Raw genomic sequence first — 15,688 nt, 5'->3', positions numbered from 1 at the left:
CGCCTCCTTACTCGACATTCATCGACAGTTCAATAACAACGTCTGGCCCTTCTTCTTGGGCACGAATAATATGTTCTTTCGTTAAAATTGTATCTTTCGAGATGAATATTTGACCGTTTGCATCCACAATATCTTTTAACACTCGTTTTCCTGTTAACATATCAATTTGTTTTCGACGCAACTCATCAAGTTCAGTTTCAACTGTTTTTGGAGCAATTTGTTCAATAAGGGGCTCTACTTGCGTCCCTTTTAGTGGCAACAATTCACTCACGTCCGAAGCAACTGTTTGCTGTGCATCTTCATGAACAATTAATAATTCTTTTCCATACGTAATGACGTGATCAGCACGAACGATGCGAGATTCATTTCCAATTTGCACTTCAATCCCGGTAATTTGTCCGGTTTCTTCGTCAATATAAAACTCCGTTGCTTCGCCAAGCAATTGTCCTTTTCTTGTCATTACTTTCGCTTGTTTAATCGAAATTTTTTTATTGACAAGCTCATTTGCGATCGGAATGACGTTTAAATCGAGCACAGCTCGCTCTTCTTCAACCGTTACCGCAAATTCACCAATTCCGATGACGTTTCGAAACGGAATCGCTTTCATACTAATTTCCCAATTTTCTTGATCAACAATTAAAAAATCGACTGTTCCTTTTTCTGGGTTTAAGACAAGTGACTTCACTTGTCCGAGTTGAACTCCGTTTTGAATGCTAATGACTGGAAGACCAATAACTTGTGTGCTACTTTTCATTTTTTCCACCCCATTTTTTGTTCAGCGTAATGTATCATATGTGTTAATTGTTGTTGAATCATTGGATAAGACCCATATTGAGCATACAATTGTTTTGCAAAAAGATGTAGCTTTTCATATTGTTTTGAAGCTACATAATGCTCCATTAATACATTTGCAAATGTATAATAATCTTGTTCGTGTAAGCGAGGGTGCAAATGTTTATGAATAAGCTGTTCATATTCCGCATCCGACAACGCTGGACGCATCGCGTATAAAGAAGCAAGTAAATTTTTTAGCAAAGGTTTTGGAAGTATACGCAAAGGTTCATTTGTGTTTTCTTCCGATGTTGTTTCCATCTCGTCATATGCGCTCTGAAACAGTTGTTCTTCATAAACAACCGCTTCTTCAATCATCGGAATGTTTGTCCCTTCGTCTTGCTCGTGTAAAGCATGATCGATACTCGGAATGATATCCATTTCTTGCTCGCTCACTGTATGTACGACAAGACTTTGTAACGTCGTTTCGCTTTCATGTCGTTCGTTAGCCATTTGTTCGATCGGTTGTTCTACGATAGCGAGCGTTTCTATATCAAGCCCTTCTTTTATTTCACTCCCAAATACTTCATCGCGTGACGTTTCATCACTTGTTTCGCTAAGCAAATCATCCCACCGTTGTTGCATGATAAACGCTTCGTCTACATCTATGTCATCGTTGTGTAACGGTTCAATGACATCGTCCATATCCGCGATCGGTTCAATCGTATCATTATATTCATCTTTTAACGGCTCGAGCGAAACGGGTTGCTCGACTTCCTGCCAATCACCCTCACTCCATTTGACATCGGTGTCATCTACTTGTTGCAACTCATTTTTCGGATTTTCTTCCACCGCTTCTTTCCTAACAAGCGGCTGTTCATCCTTTCGCTCATCTTCTCCGTCATCTTCGACAATAAAACCGTGCTCATAAATGCGTGCATAAAATAAATGACCGAGCTTTTGTTCAAGTAAATATGTACTTGCGATCACTAAAAGAAAAAGAAACAATGTAGCTTGCCATAATGGAAATTGTTCGATCGCAATGATGCCAAAAGCGCTTAATAAACAAGCGACCGTTAATACAAGAGCAATCCCTTTTTTTGTCCACCCAAAAGGCAACCGAATATAGATGGGGATTAATATGAGAAAAAAGATCGCAAAAAATAAGTACGCCAAGTCGCTCCCCCCATTCAAAATGATACAACACCTAACTCTAACATATTGTATAATAAAGTTATGTATTTTAAAAGAAGGAGAAGGAAAATGTGTCAAAAGAAAATGAATATTTTTGAACGTGGGTTTACTTTAATTGAAGTGCTCCTATCGATCGTCATTTTGTCGTTTGTTGTCAGTGGCATGTTTATGTTTTTTACAAATGCGATGACATATACGACATATAATCAATCAAAAACGGTTGCTATAAATATTGCACGCGGTGTGATTCATTATATGGAACAGCTTGATTTTCAAACAATAGCCAAATATACAACCGATCATATCACACAACAAACACCTTTTGTTCGTTTTGATGCTTCATCGTGTTCAAATTCGTCTTTATTCCCTAACGAAAATGTATGTAAAGCTGTTTTTTCACCGACGATTAACAATGTCGCATACGATGAAGAAGACGTACAAGCTTGGCTCATTCCATACGATCAAGCGATATGGTCGCAAATAAAAACAAACCCACCAACTGAATTTCCTGCCCCTTTAAAACAAGTGATTCAACAAGAAAAAGAAATGGCTGAAGACGTAAGCAATTATTTACTTCGTTTATATGTCACCGTTCGTTCAAACAACGAAGTAGTCGTATTAAAAGGAGTGATCGCCGATGAACGTATTCGCTAATGAACGAGGATTGACGCTTATCGAACTGCTTGTTGGGCTAGCGATCACATCGATCATTGCCGCTTCTGCATACGGCGTATTTACAGCAGGAACGAAGGCGTATAAACGCATCGGCATTGAAAATCAACTACGAAGCGAAGCGGACATATTAATGACTACAATTTTTAACGAGCTTTATACGCTGGCGCCGGACGGTTTAAAAAAAGATGAGTCAAATAACTACACACTTACATTTGTCAATCAAGTAAAAAAAGAAATTGATACAAATACAGGGCTCGTGGAAGAAAGGGAAAAAGGAAATGAAACGCTACAAATCATGATCGACGCGTCAACCGGAACGTTACAAATGAACGGCAAACAAATTACGACACCTAACTTACGAATTATTCCTGAACAATCTACATTCACTTATACGTGCATTCGAGAACAACAAAACGTATGTAAAAGCGGCATCATTTCGATTCGTTTATCTGTTCAAGACAACGATCATCGAAATCCGGATGATCCATTATATATTGAACCGTTTACGTTACAATCACAATTCGGTTTTTAAAGGGGGGATGGATGTGAACGAAAAAGGATACAGTCTTGTGCTCGTGATGCTAACCGTCACTGTCTTTTTTATTATCGGGCTTACGATTTTATCTGTTAGCATATATCAAGCAAAATTTACACAAGTGCGTATAGAAGATGTCACATCGCTTCACGATGCCGTCAAAAACGTAGAAGAAACGATCGCTGAACTGAAAGTAAAAGTCGAACAGTTAACGTTATCAACCCCTGCGCAGCTTGATCTTGATTTAGGCAATGCACAAGCAGGTTTTTTGAACGAGCTCATGAACCGCCATGGCGTCACGATCGAAGATATAACGGATGCGAAAGGAATTGTGCGCAATCAATTATTTACGCGCGTCTTTCGCATATCTGCCCCTTACGGAAAAAAAGTCGTTACACGCGAAGTAATTATTACGAATGCGCCAAGCTTTTTAAAATATGCCCTTGGCTCCCGTGAAAATGTCACATTAAATGGCGGGGCATATATTGATGGCAATATATATGCAGGGAAAAATATATACATCACAAACGTCGCTAACTATATTTACAACTCAACGCTTTATTCTGTGCAAACATCATTCCCGACGACAAGCGAAAAAAGTATATTGTTTGTTGAAGGAAATCGCTATGCATGCGATCACGGAAACGGAGCAAAAAGTTGTTACACGATATCAAACGAATTTACAAAAAACATGAACGATTTTTCATCTAGCTCCCTGTCGTTTCAATATCAAGGACCGAGCGTCCAAAAAGAACAAGAGGAGTTTATTGATGTGAACTTTGATCTCACATTAAAAGATAAACTGCTCTCCGCAGCTGGTATTGATGCATTTGATCAAAGTAAACAAACGCAATATCGAAATCTCATTTCTTTACCATTATCAGAGCTTATAGAACAAGTAAAATCATCGTTTGTGACTGTTGTCGTTAATGACCTTATCGATTTATCAACCGCATTAGAAGGGGCAATTGCAAGCGGAAAATCTATTTTTCTTGATACGAGTACGATTCCTTATTTTGATATTTCTTCATTGACTTTAAATGATAACCAATGGTTAATTGTAAACGGCGACTTGACATTAGAAAACGCAGGAAGTTCTCCTTTACAAATTTCAGGAAACATCATTGTCCTCGGCAACTTAACGATTACAGGGGAAGTGGCGTTCGATTCTACTGTTTACGTCAACGGAAATACTTCGATTTACAATACGACGATTAGCGGCTTAAACGGAAAAGAAGTCGTATTATTAACAAAAGGAGAGCTCGAAATCGCCCGCGTGAACGAATTTACGAACAATTTTTCACTCACCACCCCGAATTTAAAAGGATTTTTTTATACAGATAGCAATGCTGTGATGTATGCTGTTGGTTCATATGTAAATATTGAAGGAGGGCTATTTGCGCGCGGGAATAGCTCAATCATTCCGTACACAGATGAAAACGGGTTAATCATCAATACGTATCGCGGGGAAACGAGCGATAGCGGAACGAATCTTTCGTTTCAAGCGCCTATATCATCAGAAGAAGAACAAAAACAATATGCTCGCTTTGTTGTCAAACATAATAAAGATGTATTTATTAACCGCGGTCTCGGTTTACCGCTTGTCAAACAGCTTGCCGTCATCGTTGATGAACTGCGGGTACAATAGAAAAAGGAGCTACTTCGCTCCTTTTTCTTTTAGCTGTTTGATTATGTTTTCATGTTTCCAATATTGCGCAAGAGAAAGCGCTGTGTTACCCGTCTGATCTTTTATGTGTACATCGGCTCCGTAACGAAGTAAAAGCGTTACTAACTCATCATATCCGTATTCTGCCGCAACCATTAATGGCGTTTTTCCGATGTTCGTTTTTGCGTTGACATTTGCCTTTTTCCCTAATAAATATGTTGCTACGTCAATAAAATTTCGTTCAACAGCTTTATATAATGGCGTTTCACCGGCTTCATTGGCGATCTCCGTATTTGCTCCCCGTTCATATAAAAAGCGGACAACATCCACATTCCCTGCCTGCACAGCAAGCAATAATGGCGTTTCACCTTGTTTATTTTTTGCATTGACATCAACATCGTATTGGCAAACGAGTTGAACGAGAGAAAGATTTCCACTCCCTGCAGCGATATGCAATGGGGTATTGTTTTCCTTATCTTTTTCACGCACCGTCTGTTCGTTCACCATTTGTTTCACAATTTCAATATTTTCTTCATCCCCTTGAGCCAAAGAAGAAGCAAGTGCAAAATGAAGGGGAGGAAGCGGCATGACAGCCGACTTTCCTCCAGCTTTCAATAGTTGTACCGCAATTTCACGCTGACCGTTCCGCATTGCTACATCAAGCGGTGTCTCATTGTTCATTTTAAAGTTAATGTTTTTTTCTTGTTTCATATAGTCGCGAACCGCTTCCATGTTTCCTTGCTCGATCGCTTTGATGAATTTTTGTTGCTTTTCTTCTTTTGACGGGAAGCATCCGCTTAATAAGCTGATGATGACAACTAGCATCATCACTTTTTTCATACGTGTTCACATCCTTCATTAGTACAGCCAGCCGTTTTTATTTCCGCCTTTCGTTGGATCTGTCGCTTGTTCAACAATGCGAATGACTGTTGATGCCGTCCACGTCTTTCCTGTTTCATCAACGAGTTTCACCGTCAGTGGTGTTTCACCGAGACGTTTCGCAGTGACTTCCCCGTTTTGATCGACAACGGCATAGTAACTATTTTCGACAGTAAATGAACGGCTTACAATTTTTGTCGTCGCATTAGCTGGAATCGGTGCAATGTATGGCAATACATTGATCGTTTTTCCTTTTTGGACAAGTAACGTCGATGGAAGGGAAATACCTGTCAGCGGCGAACCAACATGCACGATTGCTGTTCCGATCACACCGTTGTGTGCTTGCGCTGTCACTGTCACTTGCCCTGTGCTTAGTCCTGTGACACGACCGTTTTCATCGACAGAAGCGATATTCGGATTGGACGAGCGCCATTCAATTGTTTTATACGTCGCATTATTTGGCGCAACCGTTGCGGTGAGCGTAACCGTTTCACCAATGTTCATATTTACAATTGTTGGTGAGACGACAACGGCAGTTACCGGAATCGACTGAATTGTGACGGTCACCGTTTTTTCAATGAGTTCATCATTTCTATTGAACGCCTGAACAGTTAACGTCGTTACCCCTTCTTTTAATCCTGTAATCGTTCCGTTTGCACCATTCACCTCAGCATACAAGCTATTTCCTAGTGAATAAGATACCGCTTTTTTCGCATCCGAAGGTGATACGGTTATTGGAATCGGAATCGTTTCACCGACATAAACAGTAAAGTTTTGAATTGTTATCGAATCGACTGGAATGCGTACAATGACCGTCATTGTCGCTGTTTTGACGTTACCGAACATGTCTTTTACTTTTGCCGTCACTTGTGCTGTTCCTTCTTGTATTGCGGTAATGACGCCGTTTTGGTCAATCGAAATGACTTGCCCATTACTATTTTCGCTCCATTCTACTGATGCAATTGTCGCTTCTTGCGGCAAGACGTTTAACAATAGCCGCGCATTTTTTGGTACACCACGGTTCACAAAAATTGTGCTTGGCAGCGTTGCATCTGTCACTTTGTAATCAGAAACGAAAGATACGGCATTAAACGATAAATTAACGACTTGCGTATTTATATCTTTGTACGTCAGTTTAGCTTGTGAGAGCGAAAACGTTCCTTTCGCCGTCGGTTTCACTTGAATCGTAAACGTTTGCGGTTCAGCAATATACGTTGTTCCTGATTTAATAAACGAAATATCAGGCAACGTTCCTTGAATTGTATAACCTTCTGTCACCGTTCCTTGTTTTGTAAATCCGTTTGGCAATGAGACAACTTCAATGCCTGCCGGCAATTTTTCTTCAAACGCGACGTTCGTTACGTTTAACAACGTATTCGTTAATAAAGATAACGGTTTTGGTGTTAACGTATATTGCATCGCGATCGGTTCGTTAACAGGTGTGAGCGTTTTTGAAATCGTTCGACTAACTTCGATATTTGCCGATACTTTTTCAATGATCACTTGAAATTCTTTTGTTACTTTTGCTCCACGCCCATCTGTTGCTTCAATTTTAATCGTCGCTGTCCCACCGTTTGGCATATTGTGTGGAATAGATTGAATGATCGTCTTTCCGTTTGGCACATTGTTTTGAGCATACACTTCTTGACCGTTTAACCATACTTTCGTTGAAAACGTTCGGTCAACTAAATCTAAATCTTCCACTTTATACGATAGCTCAATCGGCTGGTTGCTCGGAATTTTTTCGTTTTCTTTCGGTGTGATAACTGTCAACTGCGGTGCATGGTTCGAACCGAAAAACGCACGATACATCGTATTGACGAATAGTTTTTGTTCTTCAAATGGAAATCTTTTTTTATTGTTCTCGTATCTTAATGCACTTGAAGCCCCAACATGACCTGTTCCGGAATAAGTCACATTTCCCTTGGAATACGTATAATAGTGATTCCAACTGTCATATACGTCACGTGGAGAGCCATTAATGTTATACCACACAATAATATTTTCATCTTCTAAATCAAGCGTATAGTATTGGTTATGTGTTTCTGCAATTGCAATGCTATCGCTTAGTGCAAAAGGATAATTTGTCATTAAACCACTATTCACTTGTTTTGTACTTGTTGACGGACTTGGAGCTCCATTTCCTAAATCTGTCCACGGTTGAATTTGTCCAACGATCGGACCAAATTCACTGACCCATACGTTATTTGGTGGTCCGAACATGACATCGTGTGTAAACATAACGCTTTGACCAGATTGAATAAAGTTTTTAACGGATTGGACTGCATTTGGATTTAGAGTAGTAGATCCACATCCGTTATAACAATCGGCAAATCCAAAAATGATCATATCATATTTTCCATTAATCACTTCATGTGAGTAATTCGGTTCGTACGTTTTGCTTTTTTGAAAATCATCTAATGTTGTCACATCAATATGAATGTTATATTCGTTCGCACGACTTAAAAATTTCGGGTCCATATTTTCTATATTTAATAATGAGCTCACATCGTTCCCTTTACGAATTTGTAACACTTTAATGTTTGCGACAACATCTTGAAACTTCACAAATCCTTTTTCATAATCTTTTAACGCACTCGTTTCATCAACGATTTCTACCTTCCAATAACGCGGACCTGAATAACCAGCTGGAAGCGTGTATGAAATCGTTCCTGTCGCTCCTTGTACTTGTTTAGACGCGACAATTTCTTCGCTCGTATATTTGTCGTTAAAATCAGAGTCAATATATAAGTTTACAGTTAGCAATTTATTTTGAAATTGCGTATAATTGGTGATTTGATATACGAACGACAATGTGTCCCCTTTTTTATACGTTTGTGTAGGAGATGGGGCATTTGTTAACACGAAATGAGGACGTTTCGTGCCATTTGTCGCAAAGTAGTTTTTTATGTTCGTATTCGCTGTGAAGAAAATAACATTTTGCTTTGTCGTCCATGCATTTGATTGAGAGTAGCTATGCAGTTTACTTGTTGGATGTTTTTTCATACTATCGTCATGAAGAAAAACAGGTAACCCCTTGTCAATATAAAATGTTTTTATTTGTCTAGCTTTTAAGTCTGTAATGTCATTTAATACATCCGCTGTATTATGCAGTTTCTCTCGTTCTGTCTTGCTAAGTGTCGGCGCATTATCTGGTATCTTCTTAGGATCATAATTCCCCTTCGAAATGACAATAGCATCATATTTCCCGTCTAATTCGTCCCGCAAAGCGACAAAGCGCTTCATCGTCATCGTCGTCACGTTTATATTCGACGTACTTCCTAGTTCTTTTTTTAACGGTGACGAAGATAATTGATCGGCATGACTAACAATTTCGAGCACATTGTATGTGATATTATCAGTAGCTCGCACAGTCATAACAGGAATAAACAAAGGAACAAGCAAAAGAAGTGTTAAAAACACCGAAACAGCTCTTTTCACCCACCTCTCCCCCTTTCAAAAGTCCTATTTTTTATCTATTATACCAGTAATCTTGCCATTATTTATATTTATTTTTTATAAAATTTCGTACGTTTGAGATGAAATAAAGCGAACCTGTAATTAAAATGATGTCGTCTTTTCCCGCTTGTTTTCGTTTTTCTTTTAGCCATTGTTTCCAATCGTTCGTGCATTGAACGTTTGGATGTGTCGCTTGTTCGGCTAGTTGTTCGGCGGACAGAGCGCGTGGAAAATCAAATGTTGTAAACGTCAGCGTATGTGCAATCGTTTCTAGTTTTCGAATCATCGCTGTGACTGGTTTATCCCCTAACGCTGTAAAAAGGACATGCACACGATGGTTCGGATAATGGGCGTTCATTGTCGCCACGAGGCTATCGATTCCTTCTTCGTTATGCGCCCCATCAATAATAATAAGTGGGCGATCGTTCATCTTTTCAAATCGTCCGAGCCACTCGGCTTTCCGAACGCCGTTATACATATGTTCTCGCTCAATCAAAAACGAATAATACGTGCGTAAATAATCAGCCGCCATTAGCGCAAGTGCTGCGTTTTTCACTTGATGCTCGCCAAACATCGCCGTCGTGACATCATGATATGTCGTAAACGGTGTTTGTAATGAAAAACGTTCCCCATCGCTCGTCGGTTCATGAGCGAAAACGGTAAAATCGCGACCGAGCGCATATACTTTCGAACGTACAGATACTGCTTTTTCCTCTACGACCCGTACAGCTTCAGGCTGGTCGATCGCAGTTACAACAGGGATCCCTGCTTTTATAATTCCCGCTTTTTCAAATGCGATTTGTTCAAGTGTATTCCCTAATATATGTATATGATCGTAACCGACATTTGTAATCACCGATAAGAGCGGATAAATGACGTTCGTCGAATCTAAGCGACCACCAAGTCCTACTTCAAAAATGACGACGTCTTGTACGTTCATTTTTCCAAAGTAATAAAGCGCCATAGCCGTAATGACTTCAAATTCAGTCGGACCACCTAATTCCGTCTGTTCTAATTCTTCTGCCAAAGGTTGAATCACTTGGACGAGTTTCATTAAATCAACGTCACAAATCGGTTGCCCATTGATGCTAATCCGTTCATTAAATTGTTCAACATAAGGCGATGTAAATGTTCCGACACGATACCCTGCTTCTTGTAATATATGACGTAAAAAACAAACGGTTGAACCTTTTCCATTCGTTCCACCAACATGAATTGCTTTTATGCGGCGTTGTGGATGACCGAGTTTTTCCATCATCCATTCCATTCGTTTCAATCCCGGCTTTACACCGAATGATAAACGACTATGAATCCAATCGACTGCTTCTTTATATGTGCGAACCATGAAAAATCCCTCCTGTGCAAAATGAAAGACGAACCCAAAGTGGATTCGTCTTCATCATAAAACTATTGCTTTAATTGTGCAAGACGGGCGCGAACAGCTTCACGTTTTTCTATATAGTCGCGCTCTTTTTTCCGCTCCTCTTCGACGACGTGCGCTGGCGCTTTCGCTAAAAATCCTTCATTGCTTAATTTCTTTTGCACACGCTCGACTTCTTGATCGAGTTTTTGTAACTCTTTTTCGAGGCGTTTCACTTCTTCTTCAATATTAATTAATCCTTCAAGCGGCAAGCTGAGTTCCGCACCTGTCACAACAGCCGTCATCGCTTTTTCAACAGTTGGAATCGCTGTGCCAATCACAAGTTCACTCGGATTGCAGAAACGCTCAATATATGAGCGGTTTTTCTCAAGCGTTGTTGCAATGTGCTCTTCTTTCGCTTTAATGTGTAACGTAATTGGCTTGCTTAATGGAGTATTTACTTCAGCGCGAATGTTACGCACCGCGCGAATAATATCAACAAGCAAACGCATTTGCTCAGCAGCTTCATGATTGCTTAGTTCAGGACGAACTTGCGGCCACGGAGCAACTGTAATCGACTCTCCTTCATGCGGAAGCTGTTGCCAAATTTCTTCCGTTACAAACGGCATAAACGGATGAAGGAGGCGCATCGTTTGATCGAGCACATAAGCAAGCACTGAGCGCGTCGTCTTTTTCGCTTGTTCATCTTCACCGTATAACGGTAACTTCGCCATCTCAATATACCAATCGCATAAATCATCCCAAATGAAGTTATATAACACGCGACCGACTTCGCCAAACTCGTATTTATCTGCAAGTTTTGTCACCGTTTCGATCGTTTCATTTAAGCGCGTTAAAATCCAATGATCTGCAACCGTTTTTTCACCGTTTAAGTCGATGTCATCATACGTGAATCCTTCCATGTTCATAAGCGCAAAACGAGACGCATTCCAAATTTTATTGACAAAGTTCCATGTCGCTTCAACTTTTTCTGTGCTAAAGCGCAAATCTTGACCCGGCGCGCTTCCTGTCGCTAAGAAATAGCGAAGCGAATCCGCACCGTACTGATCGATGACATCCATCGGATCGACGCCATTGCCAAGCGATTTACTCATTTTCCGTCCTTGCGCATCGCGCACTAATCCGTGAATAAGCACATCTTTAAATGGACGTTTTCCAGTAAACTCTAACGCTTGGAAAATCATGCGCGATACCCAGAAGAAAATAATGTCATAGCCTGTCACGAGCACATCTGTTGGGTAATAGCGATTGTAATCTGCCGATGTTTCATCTGGCCACCCCATCGTCGAAAACGGCCAAAGCGCAGAGCTGAACCATGTATCTAATACATCTGGATCTTGCTCCCAATTTTCGATATCTGCTGGTGGCTCATGGTCTACATACACTTCGCCCGTTTCTTTATGGTACCATGCTGGAATGCGATGTCCCCACCAAAGCTGACGGGAAATGCACCAGTCACGAATATTTTCCATCCAATGTAAATACGTTTTTTCAAATCGTTCTGGAACGAAATTTACTTTTCCTTCTGTTTTTTGTAGTTCAATGGCAGCTTCAGCGAGCGGCTTCATTTTCACAAACCATTGTGTCGATAAATACGGTTCAACGACTGCACCGCTACGCTCACTATGACCGACTGCATGCATATGTTCTTCGATTTTAAATAGCACGCCTTGTTCTTGTAAATCTTTCACGATTTGTTTCCGGCATTCGAAACGATCAAGTCCCTTATATTGAAGGGCGTTGTCGTTCATTGTACCGTCTTCGTTCATCACAAGAATGCGCGGCAAGTTGTGACGGTTGCCGATTTCAAAGTCGTTTGGATCGTGTGCTGGCGTAATTTTAACCGCCCCTGAACCGAACGACATATCAACGTATTCATCGCCGACAATCGGAATCTCACGACCAACGATCGGTAAAATGACTGTTTTTCCGATAAGGTGTTTGTAACGCTCATCTTCTGGATGAACTGCAACTGCTGTATCGCCAAGCATCGTTTCCGGACGCGTCGTCGCCACTTCAATATAGCCAGAACCGTCCGCAAGCGGATAACGCATATGGTATAGTGCACCTTGCACATCTTTGTATACTACTTCAATGTCCGATAGCGCTGTTTTCGTCACCGGATCCCAGTTAATAATATATTCGCCGCGGTAAATGAGCCCTTTTTTATATAACGAAACGAATACTTCCCGCACTGCTTTTGATAACCCTTCATCGAGCGTGAAGCGCTCGCGCGTATAATCGAGCCCAAGGCCGAGCTTAGCCCATTGAGAACGAATATGTCCCGCATATTCTTCTTTCCACTTCCATGTTTCTTCCACAAATCGTTCACGCCCTAAATCGTAACGTGTTTTTCCTTCGTGACGAAGCTTTTCTTCTACTTTCGCTTGCGTTGCAATTCCCGCATGGTCCATGCCCGGAAGCCATAAGACGTCGTACCCTTGCATGCGCTTCATCCGTGTAATAATGTCTTGTAACGTCGTATCCCACGCATGTCCTAAATGAAGCTTTCCTGTCACATTTGGCGGTGGAATGACAATCGTAAATGGCTTTTTCTTCTCATCGCTTGTTGCCTCAAAAAACTTTCCTTTTAACCACCATTCATAACGGTTTGCCTCGACAGCACGGTGGTCATATTTTGGCGGTAACATAAAAAATCCCTCCTTCACTAAAATAAAAAACTCCCTTCATCCGAAAAGGACGAAAGGAGACTCTTTCGCGGTACCACCTTTTTTCTTAAGCGATGCTTAAGCACTCAAATCGATAACGGCGACGTGCCGGCTTCTTCTACTATCGTTCAAAGAAGCAGCTCCAGGGCGACCTTCCGACGACCACAAACCTAGGAAATCTCGCAGCTATTGATTTCCCTCTCTGCAAGGCAGGTTACGCCGTACTCTTCCCTATCTTCGCTTTTTTCTATTCATACATAATACTATATAAAAATCATACGAATCGTCAATAAGGTTTGCCACATTTTCACTCTTTTATACATATGATAAAAAAAGAAAAGCCCCTCGAAGGAGCGAAACGTGTAAAAAGGATGTGAGCATATGCGTAAACGTTACAATCCGTACGCTTGGCCACCGTGGCTTAGAAAACTTCGCTTTATTGCTGAACAATGCATCATTCCGATTACCGTTGTTCAAGCGATCCGTACCGTTTTATTTCCAACAACAATCGACGTTATTTTACTCGCTATTTTCATTTTTCTTTCATTCGCTTTACATCACGATTGGATTTGATTTGTTTGCTTTTCTTCTTCCCACTTTCCGATGACATATTCGATGTTTTTCATTTGCCAATACGCTCGTTGCCAAACAGCTGTCATTTGTCGATGATGTCGCTGTTGTTCGTATCGATGAATAAGACGAACAAACCGATGTGGATCCACAAGTAAATGAAAAAATAAAAGTCGCTCATCTTCTTCAAGCGCTAATGTTTGTTCATATTGTGAAAGCCATTGTACAGCGTCATCACATGTCATCGGATACGTTTGCAAATATTGTCGAAAAAATAAAAGTAAATCATGAAATGGAGGCGCCCAGCGCGCTTGTTCAAAACTAATAAAATATGATGTTCCGTCGTCTCGCTCGACGTAATGTTGAAACGATGGACGACCGTGAATATAACAAATGCGAACCGTCTTTTTTTCCCGCATTCGCTCGCGCCACTCATTTAACGTATGTTCAGAAAATGTAATGGCGCGCATGATGTCGAGGAAATGAGTGCAACATTGTAGTTGAAACGGAGACATATACCATTGTTTTTCACATGTTTCTATATAATGAGTTAATGTTTTTTTAGCGTCCTCAAGGGAAAGTTTGCGTTCTTCGTAATACCGCTCAATTTCTGTTTCAATCGTTTGTATTTCTTTTAACGAATGTTTATGCCATCGTGCCAAATCATGAAAAAACGACGACCCCGGATCCGCTTTTTCTTTTAGCCACGGCATAATATAGTACCATTGCCCATCTCGCTTTTTCATTTCATAAATCGGAATGGCGAGCGGTATGCGTAAGCGATGGGCTTGCTCAATCGCCTGCCAATGTGCCAAAGATTTCACTCGTTTAAGCGCATATGTTCCATTTGTCGTTTTCCATCTTTCTACATTCTTATGTTGTTGCACCGTTTGCATCATCATGCAACCCTTTTACACTTTACTTGGCGTTGGAATGTATAACAACTGACCTTCGTGTATATCCGCACCGCTTTCTAAATGGTTTGTGCGCAACAACTGTTGGACAGATACATCGTATCGCTCGGCAATCTTGTCCAACGAATCACCTTGTTGGACAATACAAATTTTTAAACGAGCAAACGCCTGTTCTTCATTTTTGCCGAATAGCTTTGTTAAGTATAAGGCGTTTTCATTTCGTTTTTCGTTTGTATCTCTCCCTTTCATTTCAAGTTGAAACGATTGTTTTTCTTCTTTTTGTTCTTCCGCTCGTTCGACTTCACCGTCATCTTCTACTTGCTCATGTTGAAAAGACGGTTCTTCTACTTGTTCGCTTTCTTCATGAAACATATAAAATTTCGGAACGTTGACGATACTCCCTTGTTCTTCTTCTGTTTCTTCCTGTTGATATACTTCTTCCCGAGCAACAGCTTCAAACGGCTCGAAATCGTCTACGTTGTACGGCTCCCATTCGTCATCTTCGCGATCATGATCCATTTGAATGCCGTGAATCGCTACTTCTGCAATTAAACGTAATTCATGCTGCCTTAAATCATAATCGAACGATTCAATCATTACATATACTTGTTCAATGTCATCAATTCTCTCTTTCGGTACAGTGACGTCGATCGGGAATTGATGCAAAAATTCACCAATTTGTTCATCATTTATACGTACATGTTCCACATAGCGAACCGCTTCAAACGGTTGATCGTCCTCTCCATCTTCTTCTCGTTTCGTATATTCTCCTGATAACTCTAGCACACCGCGAATATACACATAATCTTCTTGTTCCTCAATCGTAATCGTCGGCTGTAGCGAAATGGATAATAATTGATCAACGTGATGTTCACGTCGAAAGGCAATCGCTTCTTCAATTGAAAAACGCAACATGCTCATCTCTCCTTCAACGTCCAAGTCATTTCACATTACTATGAGTATGAGAGAGAAAAA

At 40.6% G+C, this 15,688-nt stretch carries 12 protein-coding genes and 1 other annotated feature; of the genes, 4 read left to right on the top strand and 8 right to left on the bottom strand.

The genetic code is table 11. The features are described 5' to 3' along the window. Nucleotides 1-7: 7 nt before the first annotated feature. Both HNR63_RS07900 and HNR63_RS07895 read right to left on the bottom strand, forming a co-directional pair. Nucleotides 8-754, bottom strand: a complete 747-nt coding sequence (locus tag HNR63_RS07900) for a PRC-barrel domain-containing protein (RefSeq protein WP_181520374.1) — start codon at nucleotides 752-754, stop codon at nucleotides 8-10. Further along, nucleotides 751-1,947: a hypothetical protein gene (locus tag HNR63_RS07895; RefSeq protein ID WP_181520373.1), complete on the bottom strand. Its 1,197-nt coding sequence runs from the start codon at nucleotides 1,945-1,947 to the stop codon at nucleotides 751-753. Before HNR63_RS07895 ends, HNR63_RS07900 begins: the two co-directional genes overlap by 4 nt. Nucleotides 1,948-2,034: 87 nt before the next feature. Between HNR63_RS07895 and HNR63_RS07890 the strand changes: the two genes are divergently transcribed. From HNR63_RS07890 to HNR63_RS07880, 3 genes are read left to right on the top strand one after another with little or no spacing between them, the layout of a single operon-like run. Beyond that, nucleotides 2,035-2,619, top strand: coding sequence for a type IV pilus modification PilV family protein (locus HNR63_RS07890; protein ID WP_181520372.1), 585 nt, complete (start codon nucleotides 2,035-2,037; stop codon nucleotides 2,617-2,619). Beyond that, entirely contained in the window at nucleotides 2,603-3,172 is a 570-nt protein-coding gene (locus HNR63_RS07885) for a PulJ/GspJ family protein (protein ID WP_181520371.1), read from the top strand. The genes HNR63_RS07890 and HNR63_RS07885 overlap by 17 nt, the downstream gene beginning before the upstream one ends. A 13-nt stretch (nucleotides 3,173-3,185) precedes the next feature. After that, entirely contained in the window at nucleotides 3,186-4,823 is a 1,638-nt protein-coding gene (locus HNR63_RS07880) for a hypothetical protein (RefSeq protein WP_181520370.1), read from the top strand. A 9-nt stretch (nucleotides 4,824-4,832) separates the two neighbouring features. Here HNR63_RS07880 and HNR63_RS07875 read toward each other — a convergent pair whose 3' ends face one another. The 4 genes from HNR63_RS07875 to HNR63_RS07860 form a co-directional block, all read right to left on the bottom strand. Beyond that, entirely contained in the window at nucleotides 4,833-5,681 is an 849-nt protein-coding gene (locus tag HNR63_RS07875) for an ankyrin repeat domain-containing protein (RefSeq protein ID WP_181520369.1), read from the bottom strand. A gap of 18 nt (nucleotides 5,682-5,699) precedes the next feature. Continuing rightward, nucleotides 5,700-9,161 (bottom strand): Ig-like domain-containing protein, encoded by a 3,462-nt coding sequence (locus HNR63_RS07870; protein ID WP_181520368.1) that lies wholly within the window; start codon nucleotides 9,159-9,161, stop codon nucleotides 5,700-5,702. Nucleotides 9,162-9,219: 58 nt separating this feature from the next. Further along, on the bottom strand, nucleotides 9,220-10,524 hold the full coding sequence (locus HNR63_RS07865) for a bifunctional folylpolyglutamate synthase/dihydrofolate synthase (protein ID WP_181520367.1): 1,305 nt from the start codon (nucleotides 10,522-10,524) through the stop codon (nucleotides 9,220-9,222). Between the two features lie 62 nt (nucleotides 10,525-10,586). Further along, nucleotides 10,587-13,211, bottom strand: a complete 2,625-nt coding sequence (locus HNR63_RS07860) for a valine--tRNA ligase (RefSeq protein WP_085788748.1) — start codon at nucleotides 13,209-13,211, stop codon at nucleotides 10,587-10,589. A 42-nt stretch (nucleotides 13,212-13,253) separates the two neighbouring features. Next, nucleotides 13,254-13,476, bottom strand: a binding site (T-box leader). Nucleotides 13,477-13,610: 134 nt separating this feature from the next. Between HNR63_RS07860 and HNR63_RS07855 the strand changes: the two genes are divergently transcribed. Then, nucleotides 13,611-13,802, top strand: a complete 192-nt coding sequence (locus tag HNR63_RS07855) for a hypothetical protein (protein ID WP_085788747.1) — start codon at nucleotides 13,611-13,613, stop codon at nucleotides 13,800-13,802. Here the strand turns inward: HNR63_RS07855 and HNR63_RS07850 are convergent. After that, nucleotides 13,787-14,701 (bottom strand): protein kinase family protein, encoded by a 915-nt coding sequence (locus tag HNR63_RS07850; RefSeq protein ID WP_085788746.1) that lies wholly within the window; start codon nucleotides 14,699-14,701, stop codon nucleotides 13,787-13,789. The two genes, HNR63_RS07855 and HNR63_RS07850, sit on opposite strands and share 16 nt — an antisense overlap. A gap of 9 nt (nucleotides 14,702-14,710) precedes the next feature. Next, nucleotides 14,711-15,628 (bottom strand): LysM peptidoglycan-binding domain-containing protein, encoded by a 918-nt coding sequence (locus tag HNR63_RS07845; protein ID WP_085788745.1) that lies wholly within the window; start codon nucleotides 15,626-15,628, stop codon nucleotides 14,711-14,713. Nucleotides 15,629-15,688: the final 60 nt, after the last annotated feature.

This window comes from Anoxybacillus ayderensis (genome assembly GCF_013761015.1).
GTDB lineage: Bacteria > Bacillota > Bacilli > Bacillales > Anoxybacillaceae > Anoxybacillus > Anoxybacillus ayderensis.
This window is presented reverse-complemented; position numbering and strand designations above follow the sequence as displayed.

Bases quoted from the DNA above. Each gene is read 5' to 3' on its own strand.
- HNR63_RS07900 (WP_181520374.1), bottom strand. From the start codon at position 754: ATGAAAAGTAGCACACAAGTTATTGGTCTTCCAGTCATTAGCATTCAA.
- HNR63_RS07890 (WP_181520372.1), top strand. From the start codon at position 2,035: ATGTGTCAAAAGAAAATGAATATTTTTGAACGTGGGTTTACTTTAATT.
- HNR63_RS07885 (WP_181520371.1), top strand. From the start codon at position 2,603: ATGAACGTATTCGCTAATGAACGAGGATTGACGCTTATCGAACTGCTT.
- HNR63_RS07875 (WP_181520369.1), bottom strand. From the start codon at position 5,681: ATGAAAAAAGTGATGATGCTAGTTGTCATCATCAGCTTATTAAGCGGA.
- HNR63_RS07865 (WP_181520367.1), bottom strand. From the start codon at position 10,524: ATGGTTCGCACATATAAAGAAGCAGTCGATTGGATTCATAGTCGTTTA.
- HNR63_RS07860 (WP_085788748.1), bottom strand. From the start codon at position 13,211: ATGTTACCGCCAAAATATGACCACCGTGCTGTCGAGGCAAACCGTTAT.
- HNR63_RS07855 (WP_085788747.1), top strand. From the start codon at position 13,611: ATGCGTAAACGTTACAATCCGTACGCTTGGCCACCGTGGCTTAGAAAA.
- HNR63_RS07850 (WP_085788746.1), bottom strand. From the start codon at position 14,701: ATGATGATGCAAACGGTGCAACAACATAAGAATGTAGAAAGATGGAAA.
- HNR63_RS07845 (WP_085788745.1), bottom strand. From the start codon at position 15,628: ATGTTGCGTTTTTCAATTGAAGAAGCGATTGCCTTTCGACGTGAACAT.